Here is a 20,989-nt window from a genome sequence, read left to right on the forward strand (position 1 = left end):
TCAGTAACAGAACTCCAGCACATTGGCCTGGCTTTTATCGGTAGGTGCGGTGCGGTTCTGCTGCAGCCAGAACTGGCACTTGGGGCTGTTGAGGTTGCGCGGGTTACCCTGGGCGGCCTCGGCGGCCTGTTGCCGTTCCTGTTGTTGCAGGATGCCCTTGTAGCGCTCGAACATCTCACCCTGCGCATCCACCGGGGGCGCGGCGGGTTGGCCGAGGGCAGGGGCCAGGGCCTGGGCAACCGGCTGCACCTGCTCGGGCCACAGTTGCACTGCCAGCCATAGGCTCACGGCGATGGCCACGGCGCCCAGCCACAGGCCAATGGCCACGCACAGGGTCAGCTGCAAAGGCTTGAGGGTGATCTTCAGTTCGCGGTGGCGGGGCATGGCGGCCTCCTGGCAGGGTGGGGCGGCGTGCATTGTCGCACGCTGCTGGCGAATTTTACCCGCAGGTGCTTTTGTCGACGACAATTTATCCGCAGAATCCGCGGTTTTCCGCACCATGAGGGGGAGGGCACATGAAGGCCACCTGGGACATCTTTTGCACCGTCGTCGACAATTATGGCGATATCGGCGTGACCTGGCGCCTGGCGCGGCAACTGGTGGACGAGCACGAAATCGCAGTGCGCCTGTGGGTGGACGACCTGAATGCCTTCGTGCCGATGTGCCCCGGGGCCGATGCCGCAGCGTTGCAGCAGTGGCAGCAGGGCGTCGATGTGCGCCAGTGGCCGGCCGAATGGGTGCCGATTGAGCCCGCAGATGTGGTGATCGGCGCCTTCGCCTGCCAGTTGCCGGCGCACTATGTCGAGGCCATGCGCGCCCGGGCGAAGCCGCCGCTGTGGCTGAACCTCGAATACCTCAGCGCCGAGCACTGGGTGGAAGGCTGCCACGGCTTGCCGTCCCCCCAGGCCAACGGCTTGCGCAAGGTGTTCTTCTTCCCCGGCTTTACCGAGAAGACCGGCGGCCTGTTGCGCGAGGCCACGCTGCTGGCGCGGCGCCAGGCCTTCGAACAGTCCGCCGAGGCCCGCCAGGCGTTCTTGCAACGGCTTGGTGTGTACCCCGAGGTGCAGACGCGGCTGATCTCGCTGTTCGCCTATGAAAACACCCAGCTGGGCAATTGGCTGGATGCGTTGGCGGCAGATAGCCAGCCGACCCACCTGCTGGTGCCGCAAGGGCGCATTCTGGCTGACGTCGGCAGCTGGTTGGGCCTGGTCCGGCTGGAGGTGGGTGATGTGCGCGTCCGTGGGGCGCTGACCGTGCAGATTTTGCCGTTCGTCAGCCAGGACGATTATGATCGGTTGCTGTGGAGCTGCGATTTCAATGCCGTGCGCGGCGAAGACTCCTTCGTGCGCGCGCAATGGGCCGGTCGCCCGATGCTGTGGCACATCTACGTGCAGGACGAGAACGCCCATTGGGAAAAGCTCGAAGCGTTCCTTGAGCATTATCGACACGGCCTGTCAGCCGATGCCTCTGCCGCCCTGGTGGCATTGTGGCGTGCCTGGAACATGGACCGTGACGTCGGCCAGGCGTGGCAAGCGGCCCAGCAACACTGGCCAGAACTGCAACAGCATGCCCGTGATTGGGCGGCCCGTCAGGCCACTCGGCCAGACCTTGCCATGGCGCTGGTACAGTTTTACCGAAATTGGCTATGATATGCGGCCTCGATTTTTATAAATCCATCCAGATTCGGATACTTCGCAATGAAAACTGGTAAAGAACTGAAACCCGGTACCGTACTGCGGATCGACAACGACCCGTGGCTGGTGCAAAAAGCTGAGTTCACCAAATCGGGCCGTAACAGCGCGATCATGAAGACCAAGCTGAAGAACCTGCTGACCGGCTACAAGACCGAAACCGTATACGGTGCGGACGACAAGCTGGACGATGTGATCCTGGATCGCAAAGAAGCGACCCTGTCGTTCATCAGCGGTGACACGTACACCTTCATGGACACCACCGACTATTCCATGTACGAGCTGAACGCCGAGGATATCGAAGCCGTTCTGCCGTTCATCGAAGAAGGCATGGAAGACATCTGCGAAGCCGTCTTCTTCGAAGGCCGCCTGGTGTCGGTAGAACTGCCGACCACCATCGTGCGCCAGGTTGACTACACCGAAGGTTCCGCTCGCGGCGACACTTCGGGCAAGGTCATGAAACCTGCCAAGCTGAAGAACGGTACTGAGCTCAGCGTTGCTGACTTCATCGAAATCGGCGACCTGATCGAGATCGATACCCGCGAAGGCGGTTCGTACAAAGGCCGCGCCAAGAAGTAAGTGTTCTTGAGATGCAGCAAAAAACCCGGCCTCGGCCGGGTTTTTTTATACCTGTGTTCAGACCGTCACATGCAGCCTTACATCCACATTGCCGCGGGTGGCATTGGAGTAAGGGCAGACCTTGTGCGCCTTCTCCACCAGCCCTTCGGCATCGGCCTGGGCCAGGCCTGGCAGGTTGATGTGCAGGTCGATGTCCAGGCCGAAACCACCCTCAATCTGGCCAATGCCCACCTTGGCAGTGATCGAGGCATCTGCTGGCAGGGCTTTCTTCTCTTGCCCGGCAACAAACTTCAGGGCACCGATGAAGCAGGCCGAGTAGCCGGCAGCGAACATCTGCTCTGGGTTGGTGCCTTCACCCCCCGCGCCGCCCAATTCCTTGGGGGTGCTCAGCTTGACCTCCAGCTTGCCGTCGCTGGAGCGGGATTTGCCGTCGCGCCCGCCGGTGGAGGTGGCTTCGGCGATGTACAGCGGAGTGACCTTTTGCATCTTGAGCCTCGCTAACGTGCTGTGCGCGACCTGGGGTGAGGTGGCGCTGGGTGGGTGTGGGATTTAAATTAGCGCGCAATTAGTTTGCGCGCAAGATAAATATTCACCGCTCATCCGAACGGCCATCTCACAGCATAGCGCTCAGAGGTTTTTCTGCAGGTTTTCGCGCAGGTCCAGCAGGTCGGCTTGCAGCTGTTGCAGGCGCTGCAAGCTGCGCCCGCTGGCCTTGAGGATGCACGGTGGCACCTGTTTGGCCTGTTGCTGCAGGTCGCGGCCCTTGTCGGTCAACTGCACCAATACCACCCGTTCGTCCTCGCGGCTGCGGGTGCGCTTGAGCAGGCCTTCGCTTTCCAGGCGCTTGAGCAGCGGGGTCAGCGAGCCAGGGTCGGTGAGCAGGTGCTGGCTGATCTCGCCCACGGTCAGGCCGTCCCGCTCCCATAGCACCAGCATCGCCAAGTATTGCGGGTAGGTCAGGCCCAGCGCCTGCAGCAGCGGTTTGTAGACCTTGGTCATCAGCAACGAGGTTGAATGCAGGGCGAAGCAGACCTGGTTGTCCAGCAGCAGCTCGTCACAGGAGGCTTGGGTGTCGGCGTTCATGCAGGTCCTTGGAATCATCAATGGGAAAATCTAGCACGCTGATCATCAGTGCGTTCACTGCCAGCGCAGTTCACTGCGCAGCGCCAGGTCCCAGGGTGGAATGGGGCTGAAACGGCTCTTGAGAAATTCGAGCAGCAAACGGCTGCGAGAGTTCGTTTCATGTGCAAGGCGCAGCGCATAAATACCGCTGCTCTCTGCTGCCGGCAGGCCGCCGTCGCAGAACAGCGCAATCAGTTCGCCGCGCAGCAGGTATTCGCTGATCAGCCAGGTGGGCAGGTGGGCGACGCCTAAACCGGCCAGGGCGCCAAACAGCAAGGTTTCGGCGTTGTTGGCGGCCATGCGCATGCGTGTTGGCCGATACAGTCGGGCCTGGCCCGCCACGTTGAAGCGCCAGGCGAAAGGCGGTGCCAGGCCGTCCCAGTCCAGGCCGTCATGTTCAGGCAGTTCGCTGGGGCACGCCGGTACGCCACGGCTGGCCAAGTAGGCTGGGCTGGCGCAGGCGATGCGCACCATGTACGCCAGCGGCGTGGCCACCAGGCGGGTGTCGGCCAGGGGACCTGCGCGCAACACCAGGTCGACCTCGCCCAGGTGGCTGCCGTGCAGGTCGACGAAGCTGTCGATCAGACGCAGGTGCACGTCCAGCCCCGGGTACGCCACCAGAAAGTCGGCGATGGCCGGGGCCAGGTGGCGGCGGCCGAACGCGGCGGGGGCGTCGATGCGGATCAAGCCTTCCGGGGCGCTGCTCAATGACACGGCTTCGGCGCGGGCCAGGCGTAGTTCCTCGATGATACGCCGTGCGCGCTCGGCAAAGGCATTGCCTGCCGGTGTGGCACGCACCGCGTGAGTGCTGCGGGTGAACAGGCGGCTGCCCACCGCGTTTTCCAGGTTGTCGATGCGCCGGGCCACGGCCGAGGGCGTCAGCGGGTGGCGCCGAGCGGCGGCGGAAAAACTGCCGGTTTCCAGCACATCGAGGAACAGGCTGAGTTGGTCGGTAAGGATGTCAGGGCTCATGGCGGCTCGGCTTTGCAGAAAACGCACAGCCATTGTGCGCTGCTGTGCGTTTCCCCACCAGCCCCGACTCGGTAGCATGCGCCCATTGCTAAAGAACGGCACAAGAGGCCCTGATGATCGAGTGGTTGTTGTATAGCGTGCTGGGCGCAGCCCTGGGCACCATGGGCGGTTTGTTCGGCATCGGCGGTGGGCTGATTGCCATCCCGGCGCTGGGCGTGTTGTTCGGGCTGGACCAACAGCTGGCGCAGGGCACTGCGTTGGTCATGGTGGTACCGAATGTGTTGCTGGCGCTGTGGCGCTACCACCAGCGCAATCGCATCGAACTGCGCCATGCGCTGCCGTTGGCGTTGTGCAGTTTGCTGTGCGCCTGGCTGGGTTCGATCTGGGCGGTGGGCATCGATGCCCAGGCCATGCGCCTGGGGTTTGTCGGTTTTCTGGTGGCGCTGGCCATCTGGAACGTGGCGCGGATGTTCTTGAGGGTTGCGCCGCCAAGCCCTGAAATGCGCTATGCCTGGCCATGGCTGGGGGTGCTGGGCAGCTTTGCCGGAACCATGGGTGGGCTGTTCGGGGTGGGGGGCGCGGTGGTTGCGACGCCGATACTGACCAGTGTGTTCGGCACCACGCAGGTGGTGGCGCAAGGGCTCTCGCTGGCATTGGCGGCGCCCAGTACGGCGGTGACTCTGCTGACGTATGGCGTGCACCAGAGTGTCGATTGGGCGGTGGGAATACCCTTGGCGGTGGGTGGGTTGCTCAGCATCAGCTGGGGCGTGAGGTTGGCGCATGCCTTGCCAGAGAAAGTGTTGCGGGCGATGTTTTGTGTGTTTCTGGTGGTGTGTGCGGTGATGCTGGGGTTTGAGCTTTGAGCTTTGAGCTTTGAGCTTTGAGCTTTGAGCTTTGGGGGCCGCGGTGCGGCCCTTTCGCGACGCAAGGCCGCTCCTACTTGAAGCCTTCGACGATGTAGTCGGCCATGCAATCGGTGATCGGCGAAGGGTTCTGCGTACTGCGCACCAACATCACATTGGCCACCGGTAACTGCGGCAACCCATCGTTATCGCCGAGAATCCGGATATTGCCGCCCACCAGGCTCTGCAACTGCGCCGTTACTGCCAGCCCGGCCGTGACGATGGCAAAGATCGCCGCCAGGCTGGGGCTGGTATAGGCAATGCGGTAGTCGATGCCCTGTGCCTCCAGCGCATTGCAGGTCCAGGCGCGGCAAAAGCAGTCGGTATTGAACAGCGCCACCGGCATGGGCCGTTGCTCCTGTGGGCAAAAACCTTCGGCCGCAGCCCACACCAGGCGCTCCTGGCGCAGCAACTGGCCAACTTCGTTGCCCGGCTCGCGGGTGACGATGGTCAGGTCCAGGTCCTGGCGCAGCATCAACTGCTTCGACGAGTCGCAATGCACCTCCACCTGCACCAGCGGGTAGGCCTGGGCAAAACTCGACAGGATGGTCGGCAGAAAGCGCATGGCGTAGTCGTCCGGCGTGCCGATGCGCACTACCCCGACCATGTGCGGCATGCGCAAGGTATTGAACACTTCCCCGTGCAGCTTGAGGATGCGCCTGGCGTAGCCGAGCAGTACCTGCCCCTCGGCGGTAAGGCGCACCTGGCGACCATCGCGCTCGAACAGCTGGCGCTGCAGGATATCTTCCTCCAGGCGTTTCATCTGCATGCTCACCGCCGACTGGGTGCGGTTGACCACCTCGCCGGCGCGCGTGAAGCCGCCTTGTTCGGCAATGGCGACGAAAGTGCGCAACACGTCGGCATCGAGACTTTGATACTGGGACATAGCATCAATCTCCGAGATGCATGGCATCAGAAACATTCGTTGGATTGATCTTAAGCCCGGCGTGAGACTGGAGCCATCAACACGGAGGGCTTCACGATGAAAGGTCATGTCAGCAGCATTCAGCAACCAGTCGTCTCACTGAACCACCTGTGGCATGCAGCGCTGCAGCGCCCGGCGCGCTGGTTCGAGCTGTACCGTCAGCGTCGGGAACTGGCCCGGCTCAGCGATGCGACATTGCACGATCTGGGGTTGAGCCGGGCGGATATCCAGCAAGAGGCCGAACGGCATTTCTGGGATGATCCGCTGCGTAAATGACGGCGCCCGAACCTCAGCGCCGAACCTGCTTGAGGGTTTCGGCAATCAGAAACGCCAATTCCAACGACTGGTCGGCGTTCATCCGCGGATCGCAATGGGTATGGTAGCGGTCCGACAAGCCATCCTCGGTAATCGGCCGGGCACCACCGATGCACTCGGTGACGTTCTGCCCGGTCATTTCGATATGGATACCGCCGGCATGGCTGCCTTCGGCCTGGTGCACCTGGAAGAACTGCTTCACCTCATCGAGAATCTGCGCAAAGTCGCGAGTCTTGTAGCCGCTGCTGGCCTTGATGGTGTTGCCGTGCATCGGGTCGGAGCTCCACAGCACCTTGCGGCCTTCGCGCTCGACGGTGCGGATCAGCCCTGGCAGATGGTCGCCAACCTTGTTGGCCCCCATGCGCACGATCAGGTTCAGGCGGCCAGGGTCATTGCTTGGGTTGAGGGTGTCGATCAGGCGGATCAACTCCTCGGGGTTCATGCTTGGGCCAACCTTGACCCCGATCGGGTTATGCACGCCACGCAGGAACTCCACATGGGCGCCATCGAGCTGGCGCGTGCGGTCGCCGATCCACAGCATGTGCGCCGAGCAGTCGTAGTAGTCGCCGGTCAGGCTGTCCTGACGCACGAACGCTTCCTCATAATTGAGCAGCAACGCTTCGTGGGCGGTGAAGAAGCTGGTCTCGCGCAGTTGCGGCGCGCTGTCCAGCCCGCAGGCCCGCATGAAGGCCAGGGTCTCGTCGATGCGGTTGGCCAGCTGATGGTACTTGTCGGCCAGCGCCGAGTTGGCGATGAAGTCCAGGTTCCATTTGTGCACCTGGTGCAGGTCGGCAAAGCCGCCCTGGGCAAAGGCGCGTAACAGGTTGAGGCTGGCGGTGGCCTGGTGGTAGGCCTGCAGCAGGCGGTCCGGGTCGGGGATGCGGCTTTTTTCGTCGAAACCGATGCCGTTGACGATGTCGCCACGGTAGGCGGGCAGGGTGACGTTGCCAATGGTTTCGTCGCCCGATGAGCGTGGCTTGGCAAATTGCCCGGCCATGCGCCCGACCTTGACTACCGGGCAGCCGGCAGCAAAGGTCATGACAATGGCCATCTGCAGCAGCACCTTGAAGGTGTCGCGGATCTTCGCCGCCGAAAACTCGGCAAAGCTCTCGGCGCAGTCGCCGCCCTGCAGCAGGAAGGCGCGGCCTTCGGTCACCTCGGCGAACTGCCGGCGCAGCTCGCGGGCCTCGCCTGCGAACACCAGTGGCGGGTAGCTGGCCAGGGTCTGCTCGACCTTGAGCAAGTGCGCGGCGTCGGGGTAGGTCGGTTGCTGCTGGATCGGCAGGGCACGCCAGCTGTCAGGGCTCCACGGTGCGTTCATCTCGGGCTCGATGTTGTCGGTTATAGGCTTTTGGCCATGGTAACAGCTGCCGTCGTGCTTGTTGCATCGGGGGTGTTGGCGGACAATGCGCGTTTTTGCACGGGCGAGTGGCGAACATGACGGCGGAACGGGAAGAGCGGCTACTGGCACGGGTCGAAGATGCCTTTGGCGTCATCAGCGTGTACGAGGTGGACGACTACCGTTTTCTCGAGTTCGGCGATGCCATCGAGCAGAGCTGCGTGTTCACCGCCGACCCGAGCTGGCTGGAATATGACTACACCCGCGCCATGCTGGTCGGTGCGCTGTGCCACGAGCAGCCAGAGAGTGCGCTGTTTCTGGGCCTTGGCGCGGGTACGCTGACGCAGGCGTGCATGAAGTTCCTGCCGCTGGAGGACATCGAGGCCATCGAGCTGCGCGCGGACGTGCCGCGCCTGGCCATGGAATACCTGGGCCTGGACGATGACCCGCGCCTTTACGTGCGGGTGGGAGATGCCCTCGAACTGCTGCCCAGCGCCGAAAAGGCCGACCTGGTTTTCGTCGACCTCTATACCGACCACGGCCCGGGTGTCGGGCACCTGGCCTGGACATTCCTGGAAAACTGCCAGAAGCAGCTCAACCCAGGCGGTTGGCTGGTGATCAACCAATGGGCCAGCGATGACGGCAAGCCGCTGGGCGCGGCGCTGTTGCGCGGGTTGTACCACCGCCATTACTGGGAGCTGCCGGTGAAGGAGGGTAATGTGATCCTGCTGGTGCCGGCGGACTTGGAACAGATGCTGGACCTGGACGGTTTGCGGGCGCGGGCCGAGGCGCTGGCGCCGCAGTTGGGGTATAGCCTGGCCAGCCTGATCCGTGAGATCCGGCCGGCGACCTGAAGGCCGGTAGCGTAGGGTAGGCAGGAATCGATTCAGCCTGCGGTTGGCTGATGGCGCGATACTGGCCCTTGCCCCCGAAAATTTTCCTCACGTAACCCGTTAATTCGGGTATAGTACGCGCCGGTCTTTTAGCGGACCTCAAAATCAGGTGGTGCAAATCCTCCGAGTCCAGCTTCGGCTGTTCGTCCGCTAGGCGGACCTTCCCAAGTTTTTCTTTTTCAATCGTTTTCGCAAATCCCCGCCGCCAAAGCTGCCTGGGTGACCTTCTGGTCTTTCAAGGCATGTGCAGCTTTGGAGCATGGGTCTTTGCGGATGCACCTAGAGGCAGACCCATGACCCAGGAAACCGGCGGATTCGCCGCTCTCGAACTCAATCCGAATATTGTTGCTGCTGTGCTGGCTACCGGCTATGAAGAGCCGTCCGCCATCCAGCATCAGTCGATCCCGATCATCCTCGCCGGTCACGACATGATCGGCCAGGCGCAGACTGGCACCGGCAAGACCGCTGCCTTCGCCCTGCCGATCCTCAACAAGATCGACGTGAGCAAGCGCGAACCGCAAGCCCTGATCCTGGCGCCAACCCGTGAGTTGGCGCTGCAAGTTGCTACCGCTTTCGAAACCTACGCCAAGCAGATGCCGGGCGTTAACGTGGTCGCTGTTTACGGTGGTGCCCCGATGGGCCCACAGCTGCGTGCCATCCGTAACGGCGCACAAATCGTCGTTGCTACCCCGGGCCGTCTGTGCGACCACCTGCGTCGTGACGAAAAAGTCCTGTCGACCGTACAGTACCTGGTACTGGACGAAGCCGACGAGATGCTCAAGCTGGGCTTCATGGACGACCTCGAAGTGATCTTCGATGCCATCCCGGCCAGCCGTCAGACCGTACTGTTCTCCGCAACCCTGCCGTCGTCGATCCGTTCGATCGCCGAGCGTCACCTGCGTGAACCCAAGCACGTCAAGATCCAGAGCAAGACCCAGACCGTTACCGCGATCGACCAGGCTCACCTGATGGTGCATGCCGACCAGAAGATCCCGGCTGTGCTGCGTCTGCTGGAAGTCGAAGAGTTCGACGCGCTGATCGCCTTCGTGCGTACCAAGCAAGCCACCCTGGACCTGGCCGCCGCGCTGGAAGCCAAAGGCTACAAGGCTGCTGCGTTGAACGGTGACATCGCCCAGAACCAGCGTGAGCGCGTCATCGACTCGCTCAAGGATGGCCGCCTGGACATCGTCGTCGCTACCGACGTTGCTGCCCGTGGCCTGGACGTACCGCGCATCACTCACGTGTTCAACGTTGACATGCCGTACGACCCAGAGTCCTACGTACACCGTATCGGCCGTACTGGCCGTGCCGGTCGCGAAGGCCGTGCGCTGCTGCTGGTAACCCCGCGTGAGCGCCGCATGCTGCAGGTGATCGAGCGTGTTACCGGGCAGAAGGTTGCCGAAGCTCGCCTGCCCAATGGCCAGGCCGTTCTGGATGCACGCATCAAGAAGCTGACCTCGAGCCTGGCGCCGCTGGTGGCCGAATCGGAAGCCACTCATGGCGACCTGCTCGACCGTCTGACCGCCGACCTGGGTTGCAGCCCGCGTGCCCTGGCTTCGGCCTTGCTGCGCAAAGCAACCAATGGTCAGGCGCTGGACCTGGCTGCGGTAGAGCGTGAACAGCCGCTGGTACCGGGCGTTGGTGCTCCGCGTGAGCGTACCGGTGAACGTGCCGAGCGCAGTGACCGTGGTGACCGCGGTGACCGTGAGCGTCGCGCGCCAATGCCGCTGGCCGAAGGCCGCGTGCGTTGCCGTACTGCCCTGGGTGCCCGTGACGGCATCGCTGCCAAGAACCTGTTGGGTGCGATCCTCAACGAAGGCGGCCTGGCCCGTGACGCTATCGGCCGTATCCAGGTACGCGACAGCTTCAGCCTGGTCGAGCTGCCGGAAGACGGCCTGGAGCGTTTGCTGACCAAGCTCAAGGATACCCGTGTGGCTGGCAAGCAGCTGAAGCTGCGTCGCTACCGCGAGGATTGATCCTGGCGTAATAAAAAAATCCCCGGCATGCGCTGGGGATTTTTTTTGCCTGTGCCGGCTGCTTCGCGGGGCAAGCCCGCTCCCACAGGTATGGCATTGGGCTTGAAAGCACTATCCATCTGTGGGTGCGGGCTTGTCCCGCGAAGAGGCTCGTCAGTCGAACCGATAGATATCCATCCCCAGTGCGCCCAAGGTGAACCCCTGGTGCACCACGCCGAACCCGCCCCCAGCCCCCAGCGCAAAAAACAGCGGCAACAAATGCTCATCGCTGGGGTGGTTACGCACTGCAAACGGCGCCTGGCGTCGGTAATCCAGTAACGCCGCACGGTCATCCTCGGCCAGCCGCTGCACTACCCAATCCCGAAACGCCAACGCCCAAGGCTCGATCGCGTCCGGCCCGGCATGCCAGTCCAACTCGCCGAGGTTGTGAGTGATACTGCCCGAACCAATCAGCAGCACGCCCTGCAGGCGCAACTCGGCCAGCGCCTGGCCGACCTGTAACTGCAAGGCAGGCCCCTGTTGGCTGGGCAGCGAAACCTGAATCACTGGGATGTTGGCGCTCGGGTACATCAAGCTCAGCGGTACCCAGGCGCCATGGTCGAAGGGGCGGTGCGTATCGGTACGTGCTGGCAGGCCAGCAGCGCCCAGTAACGCACACACCTGTTCGGCCAGTGCAGGCTCGCCGGGTGCTGGGTACTGCACGGCGTACAGCGCCGGGGGGGAAGCCGTGGAAGTCGTGCCAGGTCTCGGGCTGCTTGCTGCCGGTCACCACCAGCTCGCGGCTTTCCCAGTGCGCCGACACCACCACGATTGCCTTGGGCTGCGCCAAGGCATTGGCCAGCCCGGTCAACGCCGGCCCGCTGGCGCCCGGGTGCAGGGCCAGCATGGGGGAACCATGGGAAATGAAAAGGCTGGGCAGCATGGTGAGGTCCTGAGGGTTAAGATGCTGTCATCTTCGATCAGTTACCGATCGAAATCCAAACCAAGTTTTCTGCGCTTTCTATCGAAGCGCTCGATCAGTATAGGAGCAGTCATGGAGCCAGCGTTCTGGCACAAGCGGTGGGCCGACAACCAGATCGGCTTCCATCAAGCGCAGGTCAATCCCTACTTGCAGGCGCACTGGCCAGCGCTGGCGTTGGCGCCTGGCAGCCAAGTGCTGGTGCCGTTGTGCGGTAAGAGCCTGGACCTGGCCTGGTTGGCAGGGCAGGGCCATCGCGTGCTGGGCGTGGAGCTGTCGCGGCGGGCGGTAGAGGGCTTTTTCCGTGAGCACAGGCTTGAGCCCGAGGTGTTGCACAGGGGCGAATTCGAGGTTTGGCGCAGTGGCGGGGTAGAAGTGTGGTGCGGCGATTTCTTTGCCTTGCAGGCGCAGGACCTGGCCGATTGCGCGGGGTTCTATGACCGCGCGGCGTTGATTGCCTTGCCGCCCGAGATGCGCTTGCGGTACATGCAGTTACTGGCTGAGGGGTTGCCGTCGGGTAGCCAAGGGCTGTTGGTGACGCTGGGTTATGACCAGGCGCTGTTGCCCGGCCCGCCGTTTTCAGTGGCGGACGCTGAGGTTCGGCAGGGGTTTGCGGGTGGCGAGGTGCAGGCGCTGGAAGCCGTGGAAATTATCGAGCAGAGCGAAAAGTTCGTTCAGGCGGGTGCGACGAGCCTGCTTGAGCGGGTGTATCGCATACAGCTCTGATGGGGTAGCCGCGTAAAAAAGGGCGACCGAAGTCGCCCTTTGTTTTTAGCGGGTGGCTCAACCGCGGCGACGCAGCGCCTCGATGCGGTCTTCCAGTGGCGGGTGGCTCATCAGCAGGCCTGCCAGGCCGTGTTTGAGGCCGCCATTGATGCCAAAGGCCTTCATGGTGTCCGGCATGTGCACCGGCAGGCCTTGCTCCACGCGCAGGCGCTGCAGGGCGCCGATCATCGCGGCCGTGCCGGCCAGTTGCGCACCGGCTTCGTCGGCGCGGTACTCGCGGCGTCGCGAGAACCACATGACGATCATGCTGGCCAGGATGCCCAGGATCAATTCGGCAACGATGGTCGCCACGTAGTAGGCGATGCCCTGGCCTTCTTCGTTCTTGAAGATGACCTTGTCGACGAAGTTGCCGATGATGCGGGCGAAGAACATCACGAAGGTGTTCACCACGCCCTGCACCAGTGCCAGGGTGACCATGTCACCGTTGGCCACGTGGCCGATTTCGTGGGCCAGCACCGCACGCACCTCATCGGGCGAGAAGCGCTCGAGCAGGCCCTGGGATACGGCCACCAGGGCGTCGTTACGGTTCCAGCCGGTGGCAAAGGCATTGGCCTCGTACGCGGGGAAGATACCCACCTCGGGCATCTTGATGCCGGCCTCGCGCGACAGCTCTTCGACCGTTTGCAACAGCCACTGCTCGTGGCGGGTGCGCGGCTGGGAGATGATCTGGGTACCGGTGCTCATCTTCGCCATCCACTTGGAGATGAACAGCGAGACGAGGGAGCCGGCAAAACCGAACACGGCGCAGAACACCAGCAGGCTGCTGAGGTTGAGGTCGACCCCGTTGGCGGCCATGAACCCGTTGAAACCGAACAGGCTCAGGGTAATGCTTGCAACCAGCACCACCGCGAGGTTGGTGGCTACAAACAACAGAATGCGCATCATGGTTGTTACGTTCTCCTGACGGATGAGTGTGTTGCTTACTGCGGGGTATATAAGGGGCAAGCCGTGCCGATTCAATCGGGCGACTATTTCAAACTGTGTACGGCGGAGTATGGCAGAGGAAAAGGCTGGGGCTGTGAGGCAGAGCGTTGCAGGATGTAAGAGACATCATATGGGATTGCGGGGGCTGCTTTGCAGCCCGTTCGCGGGGCAAGTCGGATCGCCGCACCGCCGCTCCCACAGTAATTCCACAACCCTCAGGTACGGGGTTGCATCTGTGGGAGCGTGCTTGCCCCGGAACGCGCCGGAATTTACTGCGAATAACCCTTGAGGAAGTTCCCGATCCGCCCGATTGCCTGCTCCAGGTCATCTACCCGCGGCAAGGTCACCACACGGAAGTGGTCCGGCCACGGCCAGTTGAACGCCGTGCCCTGTACGATCAGCAGCTTCTCTGACAGCAGCAGGTCGAGCACGAACTTCTCGTCGTTGTGAATCGGGCACACTTTCGGGTCGATCTTCGGGAACGCATACAGCGCGCCCATCGGCTTCACGCAGCTCACGCCGGGGATCGAATTGAGCAGCTCGTAAGTGCGGTTGCGCTGCTCCAGCAGGCGGCCTTGTGGCAGAACCAGGTCATTGATGCTCTGGTAGCCGCCCAGGGCGGTCTGGATGGCGTGCTGGGCCGGCACGTTGGCGCACAGGCGCATGTTGGCCAGCATGTCGATGCCTTCGATGTAGCTCTGGGCGTGGTGTTTAGGCCCGGAAATGATCAGCCAGCCGGAGCGGAAGCCCGCCACCCGGTACGACTTGGACAGACCGTTGAAGGTCAGGCACAGCAGGTCTGGCGCCAGCGAGGCGGTGCTGATGTGCACGGCTTCGTCGTAGAGGATCTTGTCGTAGATCTCGTCGGAGAACACCACCAGGTTGTGCTGGCGTGCCAGCTCCAGCATGCCCAGCAGCAGCTCTTTGGAGTAAACCGCGCCGGTCGGGTTGTTCGGGTTGATGATCACCAGGGCCTTGGTGTTCGGCGTGATCTTGGCCTTGATGTCCTCAAGGTCAGGGAACCAGTCGGCCTGCTCGTCGCACAGGTAGTGCACCGGCTTGCCGCCAGCCAGGCTCACCGCAGCGGTCCACAGTGGGTAGTCCGGGGCCGGAATCAGCACTTCGTCGCCGTTATTGAGCAGTGCCTGCATCGACATGACGATCAGCTCGGACACACCGTTGCCCAGGTAGATGTCCTCGATGGTGACGCCTTCGATCTCTTTTTGCTGGCAGTACTGCATCACCGCCTTGCGCGCGCTGAACAACCCCTTGGAGTCGCTGTAGCCCTGCGCGGTGGGCAGGTTGCGGATCACATCCTGAAGGATTTCGTCCGGCGCCTCGAAGCCAAACGGCGCCGGGTTGCCGATGTTCAGCTTGAGGATGCGGTGGCCTTCCTCCTCCAGGCGTTTGGCGTGCTTGAGCACTGGGCCGCGAATGTCGTAGCAGACATTGGCGAGCTTGTTCGATTTGCTGAACTGCATGATGGGGTCCCGGTTGAGAATACGCGCAACGCCCCGTCGAAAGGTTTGAAAGGGCAGGGCGCGGGTGCCAGACTGAACGCCTGGCACACGAAGCCAACTAATATACGTGCCACCCGCGTTACGGAAAAGACGGCGCGGGGTGAAATTAAGCCTGCCGAGGTCCCTACATGCAAAAGATCGACAAGACACTTGAACAATGGCAGTCGATGCTCGACCCCGAGCAGTACCAGGTGTGCCGCCTGAAAGGTACCGAGCGCCCGTTCAGTGGCAAGTACAACAGCGAGCGCCGCGACGGCATCTACCACTGCATCTGCTGCAACCTGCCGCTGTTCGATGCCCAGACCAAGTTCGATTCCGGCTGCGGCTGGCCGAGCTTCTACGCGCCGATCGAAGACCGCGCGATGATCGAAATCCGCGACACTACCCACGGCATGATCCGCACCGAAGTCACCTGCGCCCGCTGTGATGCCCACCTGGGCCACGTGTTCCCCGACGGCCCACCGCCGACCGGCCTGCGTTACTGCATCAACTCGGTGTGCATCGACCTGCAACCGCGCGACTGACCGGAGCCCGAACATGGCTGGATCGATGCTGGATATCCCCTGCGTGACATTGAGCGGCGAGTACAAGAAACTCGGTGACTTCCCAGGCAAGGCCCTGCTGGTGGTCAACACCGCCAGCCAGTGCGGCTTCACCCCTCAATACAAGGGCCTGGAGCAGCTGTGGCAGCACTATCGCGAGCGTGGCCTGGTGGTACTGGGCTTTCCCTGCAACCAGTTCGGCAAGCAGGAGCCGGGCGAAGCGAGGGAAATCGCGCAGTTCTGCGAGCGCAATTTTGGCGTGAGCTTCCCGTTGTTTCGCAAGGTCGAGGTCAACGGGCCCGGTGCGCACCCGCTGTTCGTCGAGCTCAAGCAACGTGCCCCGGGCCTGCTGGGCAGCCAGAAGATCAAGTGGAACTTCACCAAGTTCCTGCTCGACCCGGCCAGCGGCCAGGTCACGCGCTATGCGCCGACCACCAAGCCGCAGGCCCTGGAAGCGGATATCGAGCGCCTGCTCAGCCGCTGACGGGCACCCAGTGATCGACCAGTGCCAGTAGCTCTTCGCGGCGAAACGGCTTGGCCAGGTAGTCGTTCATGCCTGCGGCGCGGCAGCGCTCACGCTCCTCGGGCATGGCATTGGCGGTCAGCGCGACGATCGGCAGCTCAGGCCAGCGGCCGCTCTGGCGAATGCGTCGGCTGGCTTCGTAGCCATCCATCACCGGCATGTTGCAATCCATCAGCACCAGGTCGAACTCGTCCTGCTCCAGGCATTCCAAGGCCTCGGCACCCTGGCTGGCCACTTGCACCTGGCAGCCGAGCTTGGCCAGCATGCCCTTGGCCACCAGCTGGTTCACCGGGTTGTCCTCCACCAGCAGAATCCGCGCGCGGCCTTGTTCCACAGCCGTGCTCGGGTTGGCCAGCGGGTGCTCGGGCTCATGGCCTTGAAGGGTGCGCCGCAGGGTCTGGTACAGGGCGTTGCGGGCCAGTGGCCGGGCCAGTTGATGCAAAGGCGCCAGGCTGACGGACTGCTCGCTGGAGAGGAAATTACCATAGGCGGTCACCAGCAGGAGCGGCGTTTTCATCGCCGGGCGCAGCTCGAACAGATGCTCCAGGTCATCGGTGATCAGCAGGTCGATCTGCGTGGCATCCAGGCCTGCGCTGCTGTCATGGCGCTGGTACGCCAGGCCCCAGGCGGGTAACAGGTCTTGCAACAGTTCATGCAGCCCGCTGCCGGCATTGCTCAAGGCCACCACACGCCCCTGCAGCGGCGCGGGCGGGATAGCCTCGGTGTGGGCGGTCAGCGGCAACTCTGCGCTGAACCGGCTGCCAAAGCCCGGCTCGGACTGAATATGCAGATGGCCGTGCATGGCCTTGCACAGGTTGCGCGTCAGGGCCAGGCCCAGGCCGGTGCCGCCGTACTGGCGGGTAATGCCGGCGCCTGCCTGGGTGAACGGCTGAAAGATCCGCGCCTGGGCCTCTTCCGGGATGCCTATGCCGGTATCGCGCACCTCCAGGCGCACACCGCCGACGATCTTTGCCAAACGTATGTCGACGCGGCCGAAACGGGTGAACTTGAGCGCGTTGGACAACAAGTTGCTGACCACCTGGCGCACCCGTGTCGGGTCGCCGAGCACGCTGCTGGGGAAGTCGCGGGCGATCAGGCAGGTCAGTTCGACGCTTTGTGCGGTGTTCTGTGACAGCAGGTTGGCGGTGTCCTCGACCATCGAGCCCATGTCGAAGGCGATACGCTCCAGTTCCAGCTGGCCGGCATCGAACTTGGACAGGTCGAGAATATCGTTGAGCAGCTCCACCAGCACCTTGCCTGAGTCGTGGGCGATGGTCATCTGCTGGCGCTGCTCGTTGGGCAGCGGGCTGTCCAGGGCCAGTGCGATCATGCCGAGCATGCCGTTGAGCGGGGTGCGGATCTCATGGCTCATGTTGGCCAGGAAGGCCGCCCGCGCCTGGGCCATGTCGAGGGCGCGACGGCGGGCTTCTTCGAGCTCTTGATTGGACTGGCTCAGGCTGCTGTTGCTGGCCTTGAGCTGGTCGGTGCGCGCCGAAACGATGTCTTCCAGCTCGTTGAGGTACTGGGTCAGGCGGTTCTCGGCGGTGCGCCGCTGCTCGATCTCGGTGGCCATGCTGACGAACTGCTGGTTGGCGACCTTGACCAGCACGCCGATTTCATCGTGCTCGTGGCCGTGGGGGCATTCCAGCCGGGTTTGCCGTGGCTTGCGCGGGTCGCTGGCGCTGAGCGCACCGATCACGTTCACCAGCGGCTTGGTCAGCATCATGTAGAACAGCGCCAGCAGAATGCCGGTCAGCACCAGGCTGCGGGCAAAACCGGTGAGCAGGGTGACGCCGGCGCGGTCGAGGAAGCGGCTGCCGAAGGCATAAGTGTCGACATCCAGGTACAGGGTGCCAAGGTATTCTTCGGGCATGTGGGCAAGGAACAGGCGGTCCTGCAGCTGGCGCTGTTCGCCGAACAGAAAGTCGCTCAGCGGCCGGTAGCGGTCTTCCAGGCGCGGGCGCTCGACGTCGGCCAGCACGGTGTCGTTGTTGTCGATCAGCCGCGCGCGGACCACCGCCGGCGATTGCAGCAGGCCGCGGGTCAGCTCCAGGGCCAGTTCCGCATCGATGTTGTAGGCGATGCGTGAAGCCGGGTTGTGGCTGATTTGCAGCAGTGCACGCACTTCGCGGTTGATGGACGCGTCTTCGCTGGCATAATCGATGCCGATCTGGATGAGACTGAGCAATGTTCCCAGGATGAAGCCGACCAGGACTGTCAACCGGGCTTGCTTGTATGACAGGCGATTGGTGAACTTTATATCCATGAGTCCCGAGCCGGTTTCTCGTCCCTTGCGCTGCGCAAGCATAGCCGATCAACCCCGGCTGCTGGCGGCTATTGCCGCCCCGAATCTGAATGTGTAGGAGTCGTCATGGACGCCCGCTTGATTGCTTTCCTGGACCGCGCCGAATCGGTATTGGCGCGCCTCGAACCCCTGTTGCCGGCACTGCGCCCGGACATCGACTGGCACACCACTCTGGCCGCCCGCTGGCAGCGCGATGGCCGCAGCGGTTACCTGATGCCGCTGGAAGTCAGCCTGGACATTCGCCTGTCCGACCTGATTGGCGTCGACCAGCAGCGTGACCAGTTGGGCCGTAACACCCACCAGTTCATCAACGGCCTGCCGGCCAACCACGCGCTGCTGTGGGGCTCGCGCGGCACCGGCAAGTCGTCGCTGGTGCGCGCCCTGCTGGCCGAGCACGCAGGTGCCGGCCTGCGCCTGATCGAAATCGAACGTGACCATTTGGCCGACCTGCCGCGGGTAGTCGAGCAACTGCAGAAACTGCCGCAACGCTTCATCCTGTTCTGCGACGACCTGTCGTTCGAAGCCGGTGAGGGCGACTACCGGGTGCTCAAGAGCGTGCTCGACGGCTCGCTGGAGCAGGCTCCGGACAATGTCCTGTTGTACGCCACCTCCAACCGCCGCCACCTGGTGCCCGAGAAAGAGAGCGACAACGAGAACTGGAAGCGGGTCGATGGCGAGCTCCACCCCAGCGAGGCGGTGGAAGACAAGATCGCCTTGTCTGACCGTTTTGGCCTGTGGCTGTCGTTCTACCCCTTCACCCAAGACCACTTCCTCAACGTGGTCGAACACTGGATCGGCCAGTTGGCGCGCCCTGCCGGGCTGAGTTGGCAGCGTGACGAAGCCTTGGACATCCTCGCCGTGCGTTGGGCCACCGGCCGCGGCAACCGTAATGGCCGTTGTGCCTATCAGTTCGCCCGCTACTGGGTCGGGCTGCAATTGCTGGAGCAGAAATAAATGATCGACCTCAATGCCAGTGGTACCGGCCTTGACGGCTACCGCCTGCTGGCTGCGCAAGTGCAGGCGCTGTTTGCCGACGAGCGTGACTTCATCGCCAACGCCGCGCAGTTTTCGGCGTTCTTGTATAACCAGGTGGATGACCTGAACTGGGCGGGGTTCTACCTCAACCGTAACGATGAGCTGGTGCTCGGGCCGTTCCAGGGGCAGGTGGCCTGTGTGCGGATTCCGTTCGGCAAGGGTGTGTGCGGTGCAGCGGCGGCTACGCGGCAAACCCAACGGATCGAGGATGTGCACGCGTTCCCGGGGCACATTGCCTGTGACAGTGCGTCCAACAGCGAGCTGGTGATCCCGTTGGTGAAAGAGGGGCGGTTGATTGGCGTGCTGGACCTGGACAGCCCGAAGCTTGGGCGTTTCAGTGAGGATGATCAGCAAGGAATGGAGCGCCTGGTGGCGATCTTCCTGGAATTGACCGACTGCTGAGTGTGTTTGCCTGTACCGGCCCCTGTGGGAGCGGTACAGGATTACCGAATCAGTCGTACATTGCTTTTTTCTTCCAGGTCTCTTCCTCATCGGTCTTGAGACCTTCATTCAATTCATTTTGCTCGTTCTGTGCCGGCTCCATCTGGTCCAGCACCTGCGCATTGGCGCGGGCCAGCAGTTTCTCCAGGTAGGTCAACTGCTCTTCATACACTTTCGGCTCCGGCTGCTTGCGCAGGTACTGCACACCACGCTCGAAAGCCAGGCGCGCCTGGCCCGGCTGGCCCTTCTGCAGGGCCTGCTGGCCAAGGTTGTTGAAGAACTCGATGTGCAACAGCACCAGGATATGACGGACTTCCTTGACCCATTGCTTGGCCTCGCTGGCGGGCAGGAAGCCTTCCTGGGCGGCGCGGGCTACCTGGTTGTGCAACGCTTCAAGCAGAAAACGCACGTCCTTGGCCTTGGCCTCGGCCTGGATCGGGTTGGGGGGGTTGTTCACCGGGATCTTTTCGCCCAGGGCAATCAGGCCTTCGAGTTCGGCAATTCGCGCCTTGAGCTCGGCGTTGTGCTTGTCCACCGCCAGCTGACGCTGGTTGAGGTTCAGCTCCAGGCGGGTCAGCAGCAGTTTGAGCGCCGGGGTCATGAACTGGCCGGGAAAGGTCTCGGTGATTTCGCCACAGCGACGCAAGCGATCGGCCAGCTCGACTTTCAGCCGCGCGCGTTCGAGCTTGCTGTTTTCGACTACATTGTTGAGGTAGCCGATCACGATCAGTAACGCGATACCCGCCACGATGAGCAGGGTGATCAGAAGTGGTGTCACCGTTAATGCCTCATGAAGAAGTTATGCATCAGTGTAGGAGCAGGCTTGCCCGCGAGAGGCCCTGGCAGGCAAATCTCTTTTTATATCGGCCACGTGCCCTATAACTACAATAGCGCTACCGGATGCCGGCACATTGATACCGAGCTTGCCGAGGTGCCGTCAGAAAATCAACGCCAAACCTCGGGTACTCCTTGGCAGGGGCACTCAGATGGACCGAAGTCATTGATTTAAATAAATTTCTACAAAGGGGTTGACGGCTCCCCGTCGCATCCATAGAATGCGCGCCACTTGCAGCGTAAAGCACACAGCGGAACGCGGCAGGAAGTGAAAGCAGCATGTAAATGCTTGCAGCGTGTCCCCTTCGTCTAGTGGCCTAGGACACCGCCCTTTCACGGCGGTAACAGGGGTTCGAGTCCCCTAGGGGACGCCATTTGCGGGAATAGCTCAGTTGGTAGAGCACGAC

General features: G+C 62.6%; 20 protein-coding genes, 1 tRNA gene and 2 pseudogenes. 12 read left to right on the forward strand and 11 right to left on the reverse strand.

Annotated elements, in window-relative coordinates; all coding sequences use genetic code 11:
- Entirely contained in the window at positions 1-384 is a 384-nt protein-coding gene (locus tag HU766_RS17795) for a hypothetical protein (RefSeq protein WP_033700624.1), read from the reverse strand.
- Between the two features lie 131 nt (positions 385-515).
- On the opposite strand from HU766_RS17795, the gene earP reads away from it, so the two are divergent.
- Together earP and HU766_RS17805 are read left to right on the forward strand one after the other, a co-directional pair.
- Positions 516-1,649 (forward strand): elongation factor P maturation arginine rhamnosyltransferase EarP, encoded by a 1,134-nt coding sequence (earP, locus tag HU766_RS17800; RefSeq protein ID WP_186659385.1) that lies wholly within the window; start codon positions 516-518, stop codon positions 1,647-1,649.
- 48 nt (positions 1,650-1,697) lie between these two features.
- Positions 1,698-2,270 (forward strand): elongation factor P, encoded by a 573-nt coding sequence (locus HU766_RS17805; protein WP_033700622.1) that lies wholly within the window; start codon positions 1,698-1,700, stop codon positions 2,268-2,270.
- A gap of 57 nt (positions 2,271-2,327) precedes the next feature.
- Here HU766_RS17805 and HU766_RS17810 read toward each other — a convergent pair whose 3' ends face one another.
- The 3 genes from HU766_RS17810 to HU766_RS17820 form a co-directional block, all read right to left on the reverse strand.
- The gene (locus tag HU766_RS17810) at positions 2,328-2,756 is read right to left on the reverse strand and encodes an organic hydroperoxide resistance protein (protein ID WP_033700621.1); all 429 of its coding nucleotides are present in this window, start codon (positions 2,754-2,756) and stop codon (positions 2,328-2,330) included.
- 141 nt (positions 2,757-2,897) lie between these two features.
- The gene (locus tag HU766_RS17815) at positions 2,898-3,353 is read right to left on the reverse strand and encodes a MarR family transcriptional regulator (protein WP_033700620.1); all 456 of its coding nucleotides are present in this window, start codon (positions 3,351-3,353) and stop codon (positions 2,898-2,900) included.
- 54 nt (positions 3,354-3,407) lie between these two features.
- Positions 3,408-4,364, reverse strand: coding sequence for a LysR family transcriptional regulator (locus HU766_RS17820; RefSeq protein WP_033700619.1), 957 nt, complete (start codon positions 4,362-4,364; stop codon positions 3,408-3,410).
- A 113-nt stretch (positions 4,365-4,477) separates the two neighbouring features.
- On the opposite strand from HU766_RS17820, the gene HU766_RS17825 reads away from it, so the two are divergent.
- Positions 4,478-5,227: a sulfite exporter TauE/SafE family protein gene (locus HU766_RS17825; protein WP_186659388.1), complete on the forward strand. Its 750-nt coding sequence runs from the start codon at positions 4,478-4,480 to the stop codon at positions 5,225-5,227.
- A gap of 73 nt (positions 5,228-5,300) precedes the next feature.
- Here HU766_RS17825 and HU766_RS17830 read toward each other — a convergent pair whose 3' ends face one another.
- Entirely contained in the window at positions 5,301-6,152 is an 852-nt protein-coding gene (locus HU766_RS17830) for a LysR substrate-binding domain-containing protein (RefSeq protein WP_186659394.1), read from the reverse strand.
- 96 nt (positions 6,153-6,248) lie between these two features.
- Between HU766_RS17830 and HU766_RS17835 the strand changes: the two genes are divergently transcribed.
- The gene (locus HU766_RS17835) at positions 6,249-6,467 is read left to right on the forward strand and encodes a DUF1127 domain-containing protein (protein WP_186659395.1); all 219 of its coding nucleotides are present in this window, start codon (positions 6,249-6,251) and stop codon (positions 6,465-6,467) included.
- Between the two features lie 13 nt (positions 6,468-6,480).
- On the opposite strand, the gene HU766_RS17840 is transcribed toward HU766_RS17835, so the two are convergent.
- Complete coding sequence (locus HU766_RS17840; RefSeq protein ID WP_033700615.1) at positions 6,481-7,827, reverse strand: 3-deoxy-7-phosphoheptulonate synthase class II; 1,347 nt, start codon at positions 7,825-7,827, stop codon at positions 6,481-6,483.
- Positions 7,828-7,943: 116 nt separating this feature from the next.
- Between HU766_RS17840 and HU766_RS17845 the strand changes: the two genes are divergently transcribed.
- A complete protein-coding gene (locus HU766_RS17845; protein WP_186659396.1) occupies positions 7,944-8,699 on the forward strand; it encodes a spermidine synthase in 756 nt (251 codons plus the stop codon).
- A 298-nt stretch (positions 8,700-8,997) separates the two neighbouring features.
- Positions 8,998-10,714: pseudogene (locus HU766_RS17850) on the forward strand (DEAD/DEAH box helicase).
- Between the two features lie 153 nt (positions 10,715-10,867).
- Here the strand turns inward: HU766_RS17850 and HU766_RS17855 are convergent.
- Positions 10,868-11,636, reverse strand: a pseudogene (locus HU766_RS17855) (class III extradiol ring-cleavage dioxygenase).
- Positions 11,637-11,747: 111 nt separating this feature from the next.
- Here HU766_RS17855 and HU766_RS17860 point away from each other — a divergent pair.
- Positions 11,748-12,398 carry a thiopurine S-methyltransferase gene (locus HU766_RS17860; RefSeq protein ID WP_033700609.1) on the forward strand — a complete coding sequence of 217 codons (651 nt, stop codon included), beginning with the start codon at positions 11,748-11,750 and terminating at the stop codon, positions 12,396-12,398.
- Positions 12,399-12,455: 57 nt separating this feature from the next.
- Here HU766_RS17860 and htpX read toward each other — a convergent pair whose 3' ends face one another.
- Positions 12,456-13,343 carry a protease HtpX gene (gene htpX / locus HU766_RS17865; RefSeq protein ID WP_016715101.1) on the reverse strand — a complete coding sequence of 296 codons (888 nt, stop codon included), beginning with the start codon at positions 13,341-13,343 and terminating at the stop codon, positions 12,456-12,458.
- Between the two features lie 308 nt (positions 13,344-13,651).
- A complete protein-coding gene (locus HU766_RS17870) occupies positions 13,652-14,863 on the reverse strand; it encodes a pyridoxal phosphate-dependent aminotransferase (RefSeq protein WP_033700608.1) in 1,212 nt (403 codons plus the stop codon).
- Between the two features lie 167 nt (positions 14,864-15,030).
- Here HU766_RS17870 and msrB point away from each other — a divergent pair, with 167 nt between their 5' ends.
- Both msrB and HU766_RS17880 read left to right on the forward strand, forming a co-directional pair.
- On the forward strand, positions 15,031-15,426 hold the full coding sequence (msrB, locus tag HU766_RS17875; RefSeq protein ID WP_033700607.1) for a peptide-methionine (R)-S-oxide reductase MsrB: 396 nt from the start codon (positions 15,031-15,033) through the stop codon (positions 15,424-15,426).
- 13 nt (positions 15,427-15,439) lie between these two features.
- Positions 15,440-15,928 (forward strand): glutathione peroxidase, encoded by a 489-nt coding sequence (locus HU766_RS17880; protein ID WP_186659397.1) that lies wholly within the window; start codon positions 15,440-15,442, stop codon positions 15,926-15,928.
- Here HU766_RS17880 and HU766_RS17885 read toward each other — a convergent pair.
- Positions 15,918-18,275 carry a response regulator gene (locus HU766_RS17885; RefSeq protein ID WP_186659405.1) on the reverse strand — a complete coding sequence of 786 codons (2,358 nt, stop codon included), beginning with the start codon at positions 18,273-18,275 and terminating at the stop codon, positions 15,918-15,920. The genes HU766_RS17880 and HU766_RS17885 overlap by 11 nt on opposite strands.
- A 63-nt stretch (positions 18,276-18,338) precedes the next feature.
- On the opposite strand from HU766_RS17885, the gene HU766_RS17890 reads away from it, so the two are divergent.
- A complete protein-coding gene (locus tag HU766_RS17890; RefSeq protein ID WP_033700604.1) occupies positions 18,339-19,226 on the forward strand; it encodes an ATP-binding protein in 888 nt (295 codons plus the stop codon).
- Positions 19,227-19,709, forward strand: a complete 483-nt coding sequence (locus HU766_RS17895; protein WP_033700602.1) for a GAF domain-containing protein — start codon at positions 19,227-19,229, stop codon at positions 19,707-19,709.
- A 49-nt stretch (positions 19,710-19,758) separates the two neighbouring features.
- Here the strand turns inward: HU766_RS17895 and HU766_RS17900 are convergent, their stop codons facing one another.
- On the reverse strand, positions 19,759-20,526 hold the full coding sequence (locus HU766_RS17900; RefSeq protein WP_033700600.1) for a hypothetical protein: 768 nt from the start codon (positions 20,524-20,526) through the stop codon (positions 19,759-19,761).
- A 354-nt stretch (positions 20,527-20,880) separates the two neighbouring features.
- Here HU766_RS17900 and HU766_RS17905 point away from each other — a divergent pair.
- Positions 20,881-20,956 (forward strand) — tRNA-Glu (locus HU766_RS17905).
- Positions 20,957-20,989 lie beyond the last annotated feature (33 nt).

The organism is Pseudomonas sp. SWRI77, from assembly GCF_014269105.1.
GTDB lineage: Bacteria > Pseudomonadota > Gammaproteobacteria > Pseudomonadales > Pseudomonadaceae > Aquipseudomonas > Aquipseudomonas capeferrum.

Coding starts and splice junctions, on each gene's coding strand:
- HU766_RS17870 (WP_033700608.1), bottom strand. CDS start 14,863: ATGCAGTTCAGCAAATCGAACAAGCTCGCCAATGTCTGCTACGACATT.
- HU766_RS17825 (WP_186659388.1), top strand. CDS start 4,478: ATGATCGAGTGGTTGTTGTATAGCGTGCTGGGCGCAGCCCTGGGCACC.
- HU766_RS17885 (WP_186659405.1), bottom strand. CDS start 18,275: ATGCTTGCGCAGCGCAAGGGACGAGAAACCGGCTCGGGACTCATGGAT.
- HU766_RS17805 (WP_033700622.1), top strand. CDS start 1,698: ATGAAAACTGGTAAAGAACTGAAACCCGGTACCGTACTGCGGATCGAC.
- HU766_RS17890 (WP_033700604.1), top strand. CDS start 18,339: ATGGACGCCCGCTTGATTGCTTTCCTGGACCGCGCCGAATCGGTATTG.
- HU766_RS17835 (WP_186659395.1), top strand. CDS start 6,249: ATGAAAGGTCATGTCAGCAGCATTCAGCAACCAGTCGTCTCACTGAAC.
- HU766_RS17815 (WP_033700620.1), bottom strand. CDS start 3,353: ATGAACGCCGACACCCAAGCCTCCTGTGACGAGCTGCTGCTGGACAAC.
- HU766_RS17795 (WP_033700624.1), bottom strand. CDS start 384: ATGCCCCGCCACCGCGAACTGAAGATCACCCTCAAGCCTTTGCAGCTG.
- HU766_RS17880 (WP_186659397.1), top strand. CDS start 15,440: ATGGCTGGATCGATGCTGGATATCCCCTGCGTGACATTGAGCGGCGAG.
- HU766_RS17860 (WP_033700609.1), top strand. CDS start 11,748: ATGGAGCCAGCGTTCTGGCACAAGCGGTGGGCCGACAACCAGATCGGC.
- HU766_RS17895 (WP_033700602.1), top strand. CDS start 19,227: ATGATCGACCTCAATGCCAGTGGTACCGGCCTTGACGGCTACCGCCTG.
- msrB (WP_033700607.1), top strand. CDS start 15,031: ATGCAAAAGATCGACAAGACACTTGAACAATGGCAGTCGATGCTCGAC.
- HU766_RS17810 (WP_033700621.1), bottom strand. CDS start 2,756: ATGCAAAAGGTCACTCCGCTGTACATCGCCGAAGCCACCTCCACCGGC.
- HU766_RS17830 (WP_186659394.1), bottom strand. CDS start 6,152: ATGTCCCAGTATCAAAGTCTCGATGCCGACGTGTTGCGCACTTTCGTC.
- earP (WP_186659385.1), top strand. CDS start 516: ATGAAGGCCACCTGGGACATCTTTTGCACCGTCGTCGACAATTATGGC.
- HU766_RS17820 (WP_033700619.1), bottom strand. CDS start 4,364: ATGAGCCCTGACATCCTTACCGACCAACTCAGCCTGTTCCTCGATGTG.
- HU766_RS17840 (WP_033700615.1), bottom strand. CDS start 7,827: ATGAACGCACCGTGGAGCCCTGACAGCTGGCGTGCCCTGCCGATCCAG.
- htpX (WP_016715101.1), bottom strand. CDS start 13,343: ATGATGCGCATTCTGTTGTTTGTAGCCACCAACCTCGCGGTGGTGCTG.
- HU766_RS17845 (WP_186659396.1), top strand. CDS start 7,944: ATGACGGCGGAACGGGAAGAGCGGCTACTGGCACGGGTCGAAGATGCC.